This is a genomic window from Mycobacterium sp. (assembly GCF_050701675.1).
Taxonomy (GTDB): domain Bacteria; phylum Actinomycetota; class Actinomycetes; order Mycobacteriales; family Mycobacteriaceae; genus Mycobacterium.
Window position 1 is genome coordinate 1 of sequence record NZ_JBOGDD010000796.1, and the last position, 7,126, is coordinate 7,126.

Annotated in this window: 7 protein-coding genes; all 7 read left to right on the top strand. The window is 70.0% G+C overall.

What is annotated here, in order from left to right; genetic code table 11:
• The coding region (locus ACRDUX_RS24290; RefSeq protein WP_526417306.1) for an ABC transporter ATP-binding protein at positions 1-714 on the top strand (714 nt) is incomplete at its 5' end.
• A 5-nt stretch (positions 715-719) separates the two neighbouring features.
• On the top strand, positions 720-1,865 hold the full coding sequence (locus ACRDUX_RS24295) for an ABC transporter ATP-binding protein (protein ID WP_526417308.1): 1,146 nt from the start codon (positions 720-722) through the stop codon (positions 1,863-1,865).
• Entirely contained in the window at positions 1,862-3,604 is a 1,743-nt protein-coding gene (gene derK, locus ACRDUX_RS24300; protein ID WP_526417310.1) for a D-erythrulose 4-kinase, read from the top strand. Before ACRDUX_RS24295 ends, derK begins: the two co-directional genes overlap by 4 nt.
• Positions 3,604-4,071: a ribose-5-phosphate isomerase gene (locus ACRDUX_RS24305; protein ID WP_526417312.1), complete on the top strand. Its 468-nt coding sequence runs from the start codon at positions 3,604-3,606 to the stop codon at positions 4,069-4,071. Before derK ends, ACRDUX_RS24305 begins: the two co-directional genes overlap by 1 nt.
• Before the next feature lie 152 nt (positions 4,072-4,223).
• Entirely contained in the window at positions 4,224-5,054 is an 831-nt protein-coding gene (locus tag ACRDUX_RS24310; protein WP_526417314.1) for a GNAT family N-acyltransferase, read from the top strand.
• On the top strand, positions 5,051-5,899 hold the full coding sequence (locus ACRDUX_RS24315; RefSeq protein ID WP_526417316.1) for a lysophospholipid acyltransferase family protein: 849 nt from the start codon (positions 5,051-5,053) through the stop codon (positions 5,897-5,899). Before ACRDUX_RS24310 ends, ACRDUX_RS24315 begins: the two co-directional genes overlap by 4 nt.
• A 66-nt stretch (positions 5,900-5,965) precedes the next feature.
• Positions 5,966-7,126 (top strand): cysteine desulfurase family protein (locus tag ACRDUX_RS24320; RefSeq protein ID WP_526417318.1); only part of this gene is annotated, 1,161 nt, incomplete at its 3' end.

Below are 7,126 nucleotides of genomic sequence, written 5' to 3' on the forward strand. Positions count from 1 at the left end.
CTCTCCAACGGGCAGCGCCAGCGGGTGGCGCTGGGTCGGGTGCTGGTGCGGCCCGCCGACATCTACCTGCTCGACGAGCCGCTGAGCCACCTCGACGCGAAACTCCGGGCGGCGATGCGCGCCGAACTCAAACAGCTCGGCGCGATGTCGAAGACCACCACCGTCTACGTCACCCACGACTACCAGGAGGCACTGGCTCTCGGCGATCGCATCGCCGTGATGCGGGAGGGCTCCCTGGTCCAGATCGGCACACCCGAGGAGATCTGGCGTCGGCCCGCGGACACGTTCGTGGCAAGAGCCCTCGGGCAGCCGGAGATCAACCTCTTCGACGGAGAAGTCCAGGACGGCCGAATCCGGCTCGGGGACGGTTCGTTCGGCGTGCCGGTGCCCTCGGGTTCGAACCTCGTGGGCGGCGATCGCGTCCGGGTCGGCCTGCGGCCGTGCGACGTTCACGTCATCGGTGACGAGGCTGCCGCGGCGGCGAAGTTCTCGGGCACCGTGATCCTCGCCGAGCGACTGGGCCGCAACATCGAGCTGACGGTCGACGTCGGAGGCGAACAATTGATCGTGCTGGCCTCGGGCCGCGAAGGCGTCGCCGAGGGTGCCACGGTGGCGATGACCGTCGCCGACGACGACGTTCACGTCTTCGCCGCAGGCGAGGGTGACACGCCACGATTCGGTGCGGACGACAAGACCCTGGAGGCAGCGCAATGAGCGTCATGACATCGCGGAAGGAGGGCTCCGCCAAGGGCGGACCGGGCGCCTCGGAGACTGCGCAGAGCCTCACCCTGACCGACCTGGTCAAGACCTACGCCTCGCGCGGCAGGGAGAGCGTCACCGCGGTCAAGGGCATCGACCTGGCGATCGAAGCCGGGGAGCTCGTCGCCCTGCTCGGCCCATCGGGCTGCGGCAAGACCACGACGCTGCGGATGATCGCCGGACTGGAAACGGTGACCAGCGGTTCCATTCGCATCGGCGACCGGGAGATCTCGCAGCTGCCCGCATCCAAGCGCGGCATCGGGGTCGGCTTCGAGAGCTACGCGCTGTACCCGCCGATGTCGGTGCGCGAGAACCTGCTCTACGGACTGAAGGCCCGAAAGGTCAAGGGCGCCGAGCAGATGGTGACGTCGATCAGCAGTCGCCTCGAGATGGACGACATGATGAGCCTGCGGCCCGCGGGGCTGTCCAGCGGCCAGAAGCAGCGCGTCGCGCTGGCCCGCGCACTGGTGCGCAACCCCCCGGTGCTGCTGCTCGACGAGCCGCTCAGCCACCTCGATGCGTCGGCACGCCAGCGCGTGCGCCGCGAATTGAAGGTGCTGCAGCGCGAATTCGGCTACACCACCATCGTGGTGACCCACGACCAGGTCGAGGCCCTTTCGCTGGCCGACCGGCTCGCGGTGATGGACGCCGGGGTGGTGCAGCAGTTCGGCACCCCCGACGAGGTCTTCGACGATCCGGCCAACCTGTTCGTCGCGGAGTTCGTCGGCGAACCGCAGATCAACGTGCTCCGCGGAGTGGTGAAGAACGTCGAGGGTCGCGCGAGCGTCGAGATCGGTTCGGGTGCGGGTGCTTTGGGCACGGTCGTGGCGGGTGTCGCCGACGGCACCAAGGTCGCCGTCGGCATCCGTCCGCAAGACTGCACGATGTCCACCGGCGACGGACCCGGGCTGTCGACCACCGTCGCCTACTTCGAGCACCTCCTCGAGTTCGGCCTGGCCACCAGCACGGTGGCCGGGGTGGAGGACGGCATCGTCGTGCAAACGCCTGGCAAGGACGTCTACCAGCCGGAGCAGAAGGTCGTCATCAGCGCACCGCCGGAGCGGGTGTACCTTTTCGACACCGAGACGGGAGAGCGACTGCGATGACCAAACTGTTCAACGATCCCGCGCGGTTCACCGAGGACATGCTCGTCGGATTTCTCGACGCCAACACGAAGTACGTCGCGGGCGTGCCCGGCGGCGTGGTCCGCGCACACGAGACCAGGCCTGGCAAGGTCGCCGTCGTGATCGGTGGCGGGTCGGGGCACTACCCGGCCTTCTGCGGCACCGTCGGCCTCGGCTTCGCCGACGGTGCGGTGGTCGGCAACATCTTCACCTCACCGTCGGCCGAGGAGGCCGCTTCGGTGGCACGGGCCGCCCACGGTGACGCAGGCGTGCTGCTCACCACCGGTAACTACGCGGGCGACGTGATGAACTTCGGCCTTGCCGTGACCCAGTTGCGCAGCGAGGGCATCGACGCGCACTACTTCGCCGTCACCGACGACATCGCCAGCGCGCCGAAGGGCGAAGAGACCAAGAGGCGGGGCATCGCGGGCGATTTCACCGTCTTCAAGTGCGCTTCGGCCGCTGCCGAGGACGGCCTGGACATTCAGGGCGTCATCCGCGTTGCCGAAGCCTCCAACGCCGCGACCAGAACCCTCGGCGTCGCCTTCGACGGCTGCACCCTGCCAGGCGCCGAGCAACCGTTGTTCACGGTCCCCGACAAGCAGATGGGCGTCGGCCTCGGCATCCACGGGGAGCCAGGGGTGCGCGACGAGCCGATGCCGTCGGCCGCCGACCTGGCGGTGACGTTGGTCGACGGCGTGCTGGGTGACAAGCCCGCGGGGGAGTCGCAGCGCATCGCGGTGATCCTCAACGGCCTTGGCCGCACGAAGTACGAAGAGCTGTTCGTGGTCTGGGGGACCGCGTCGCGCCTGCTGCGGGAACGCGGCTACGAGATCGTCGAGCCCGAGGTCGGCGAGCTGGTGACCAGTCTCGACATGGCCGGCTGCTCGCTGACCGTGATGTGGCTCGACGACGAGCTCGAGAAGTATTGGACGGCACCGGCCGACACGCCTGCCTATCGCAAGGGTGTTGCAGCCCAATCGGATTCGAGCGAGCGTCGCGCCGACGCCGTCGCCGACTCGACTACCTCCACCCCGGATCTGGCCGAGCTCGCCGACGACGACGGCCGCTCCGGAGGACGCTTCGTCGCCAGGGCGCTCGACGCGATGGCGGCCATGCTGGCCGACGCCGAGGACGAACTTGGCCGCATCGACGCCGTCGCCGGCGACGGGGATCACGGTCGCGGCATGGTCAAGGGATCGTCCGCGGCCAGGACGGCGGCGGCCAAGGCGTCCGAGGACGGTGCGGGCCAGGGTTCGGTTCTCGCCGCCGCGGGCAAGGAGTGGGCGGCCAAGGCGGGCGGCACTTCCGGGGTGCTGTGGGGCGCGCTGCTCAATGCGGTGGGCGCCCGGCTCGGCGACACCGGCAGGCCAGAATCGGCCACCGTCGCCGCCGCGATGCGCGACGGCTACGACGCGTTGATCCAGCTCGGCGGCGCGTCGCCGGGGGACAAGACGATGCTGGACGCCATGCTGCCCTTCGTCGAGGAGCTCGAGCGCCGGGTCGCCGACGGCGAGTCCTGGCAGGATGGTTGGCGGGCGGCCGCGGACGTGGCCACCGCAGCCGCCAGCGCCACCGCAGACCTGCGGCCCAAGGTCGGCCGCGCCCGCCCGCTCGCCGAGCGCAGCGTGGGCACGCCCGACGCGGGCGCGACATCACTGGCGATGTGCGCACACACCGTGGCGAGCCAATTCGCCGTCAATGCAAGGGAAGATGCCTGATGACCGGACTACGAATCGTCGTCGGATCCGATGACGCGGGGTACGACTACAAGGAAGCCCTCAAGGGCGATCTGTTGGCCGACGATCGGGTCGCCGAGGTCACCGACGTCGGTGTCGGTTCCGACGAGGACACCGCCTACCCGCACATCGCCGTCGCCGCGGCCCGGCTGGTGGCCGAGGGCAAGGCGGACCGCGCCCTGTTGGTCTGCGGTACCGGACTGGGCGTCGCGATCAGCGCCAACAAGGTGCCGGGAATCCGCGCCGTCACCGCGCACGACGGCTATTCGGTGGAGCGATCGGTGTTGTCAAACAATGCGCAGGTGCTGTGCTTCGGGCAGCGGGTGATCGGTCTGGAGCTGGCGCGCCGGCTGGCCCGCGAGTGGTTGAGCTACGAATTCGACCCCAACGGCCGCTCCGCCGACAAGGTCGAGGCGATCTGCAGCTACGAACCGGCCACCACCCCCTAGCGGCTTCGGCGCGCTGAGTTGCGGCCACCGCAACTGAACGCGCCCGAATCGCTGGGGTTGGAGCGGGTTGGAGCCAACTCGTCACCTGGCGTGCACGGACACGTCACGCTGCGATTGCCGCCGCGCTGTCCTGCTGAAGCACCGTGCTGGCCATGAGCACTGTTTCCGTACTCATCGCCGCTGATCAACCGACCGCGTCGGCGGACACGCCGCGCTACACCCTGCTGCTGTCGACCGACCCCGGGCTCATCGAGGACGCGCAGCGTCTGCGCTACGAGGTCTTCACCTCGGAACCCGGATTCGAGCTCGCCGACGTCGCCAACGAGCGGGACGCCGACCGGTTCGACGAGTTCTGCGACCACCTGCTCGTCAGGGAGGACCGGTCCGGCGAACTCGTCGGCTGTTACCGCATGCTGCCGCCGCCCGGCGCCATCGCCGCGGGCGGTCTCTACAGCGCAACGGAGTTCGACGTCACCGAGCTCGACGCGCTGCGGCCGTCCCTCGTCGAGATGGGCCGCGCGGTGGTGCGTGAGGACCACCGCAACGGGGGCGTGGTGCTGCTGATGTGGGCGGGCATCCTCGCCTACCTGGACCGCTGCGGCTACGACTACGTGGCCGGTTGCGTGTCCGTGCCGGTCCGGAGCGCGCCCGACGAGGCACCCGGCTCCCAGATCCGTGCCGTGCGCGACTTCGTGCGCAAACGCCATGCCTCCGAGTACACCTTGCGGCCGTACCGGCCGGTGGTCGTCGACGGCAGGGGGCTCGACGACATCGCGCCGCCCGCCCGAGTCACCGTTCCGCCGCTCATGCGCGGCTACCTGCGGCTGGGGGCCGAGGTGTGTGGCGACCCGGCGCACGACCCCGACTTCGGCGTCGGCGACTTCCCTGCGCTGCTCGACAAGCGCAAGGCCGACGTCCGGTACCTGCAGAGACTGCGGTCGGTGTCCCAGGCGTCGGACATGTCCGAGGGGATGGCCCGGTGAGCAGCCATACGGCGCCGGTCGATAGCCCCTGGCTGCCGCGCGCATCGTGCGACGCGTCGTGCGTCCGGTCCGATGCCACCCAGGCGTCGGCGGTCGTGGCGTTACGCACCGCCGCGCGGATCGCGTGCGCCATGGTGCTGCTGCCCGCGCTGCCGCTGCTTGCGGTCCCGCTGCCCGGCCGATCCAGGGTTCAGCGCGTCTACTGCCGGCTGATGCTCCGGTGCCTCGGCGTGCGGATCACGACGTCCGGCGGCCCGATCCGCAACCTCAGCGGCGTGCTGGTGGTCAGCGGACACGTGTCGTGGGTCGACATCTTCATCATCGGCTCGGTGCTGCCCGGCTCGTTCGTCGCGCGCGCAGACCTCATCGAGTGGCCCGCGCTCGGGTTCGTCGCGAAGCTGCTCAAGGTCATCCCCATCGAGCGGTCCAACCTGCGCAGGCTGCCCGACGTCGTCGCAGCGGTCGCCGACCGCCTCGCCGCAGGGCAGACGGTCGTCGCGTTCCCCGAGGGGACCACCTGGTGCGGTCTCGGTTACGGCCGCTTCCGGCCCGCGATGTTCCAGGGCGCCATCGACGCAGGTCGGCCCGTGCAGCCGCTGCGGCTGACCTACCACCACCGCGACGGGCAGCCGTCGACGGTCCCCGCGTTCATCGGCGACGACTCGCTGCTCGAATCGGTGCGCCGCGTCATCACGGCCCGCATGACCGTGTGTCACGTGCAGGTGCAGTCGCTGCAGCTGCCCGGTGCCGATCGGCGCGATCTGGCCAACCGGTGTGAGGCAGAGGTGCGGGGCGCGACGCTTCTCGGGGCGCCGACCGCGCACGGTCACGCGCTGGCCGCCTGAGCTCGGCCACTCCCGCCAGAACGCAGTCAGTGGGCCCAGCCGTCGGACCCGTATCCTGGATGGGCTATGAGCTCCGTCTACCTGGATCACGCCGCGACCACCCCGATGCACCCTGCTGCCATCGAGGCGATGACTGCGGCGTTGGCGACGGTCGGCAACGCATCGTCGCTGCACACCACGGGTCGGGCGGCGCGCCGTCGGATGGAGGAGGGGCGCGAGTCGCTCGCCGAACTCCTCGGGGCGCGGCCGTCGGAGATCATCTTCACAGCCGGGGGCACCGAGAGCGACAACCTCGCGGTCAAGGGCATCTACTGGGCGCGCCGTGATGCGGCGCCGCAGCGACGAAGGATCATCACCACTCCGATCGAGCATCACGCCATCCTCGACGCCGTGGAGTGGCTCGTCGAACACGAGGGCGCCGAGGTGACGTGGCTACCGGTCGGTGCCGACGGATCGGTCGCCACCACCGCGCTGCGAGAGGCACTCGAGAACCACGACGACGTCGCGCTGGTGACGGTCATGTGGGCCAACAACGAGGTGGGCACCGTCATGCCGATCGCCGAACTGGCCGCGATCGCCTCGGAATTCGACGTACCGATGCACAGCGACGCCATCCAGGCGGTCGGTCAGCTGCCGGTCGGCTTCGCGGCCAGCGGTCTCTCGGCGATGAGCATCGCCGCCCACAAGTTCGGTGGGCCCACCGGCGTCGGCGCGTTGTTCCTGCGCCGCGACACGACCTGTGTGCCGCTGCTGCACGGCGGCGGCCAGGAGCGCGACGTCCGTTCCGGCACGCCCGACGTCGCGGGTGTGGTCGCGATGGCGGCGGCGGCCTTGATGGCCATCGAGGGGCTGGACGCCAACCGCACCCGGATCTCGGCCCTGCGGGACAAGCTCATCGACGGGGTTCTGTCCTCGATCGGCGACGTCGATCTCAACGGAGCCGACGGCGACGCGCGGCTGCCGGGCAACACGCACTTCACCTTTCGCGGTTGCGAGGGTGATGCACTGCTGATGTTGTTGGACGCCAAGGGAATCGAATGTTCGACCGGCTCGGCGTGTACGGCCGGAGTGGCGCAGCCGTCACACGTCCTGATCGCGATGGGCGCGGACCCGGCGAGCGCCCGCGGATCGCTTCGTCTCTCGCTGGGGCACACCAGCACCGACGCCGACGTCGACGCCACGCTCGAGGTGTTGCCCGCCGCCGTGGAACGCGCCAGGCAGGCCGCG

Excerpts from the sequence above, each read along its gene's own strand:
- ACRDUX_RS24295 (WP_526417308.1), top strand. The coding sequence starts at position 720 with ATGACATCGCGGAAGGAGGGCTCCGCCAAGGGCGGACCGGGCGCCTCG.
- derK (WP_526417310.1), top strand. The coding sequence starts at position 1,862 with ATGACCAAACTGTTCAACGATCCCGCGCGGTTCACCGAGGACATGCTC.
- ACRDUX_RS24305 (WP_526417312.1), top strand. The coding sequence starts at position 3,604 with ATGACCGGACTACGAATCGTCGTCGGATCCGATGACGCGGGGTACGAC.
- ACRDUX_RS24310 (WP_526417314.1), top strand. The coding sequence starts at position 4,224 with ATGAGCACTGTTTCCGTACTCATCGCCGCTGATCAACCGACCGCGTCG.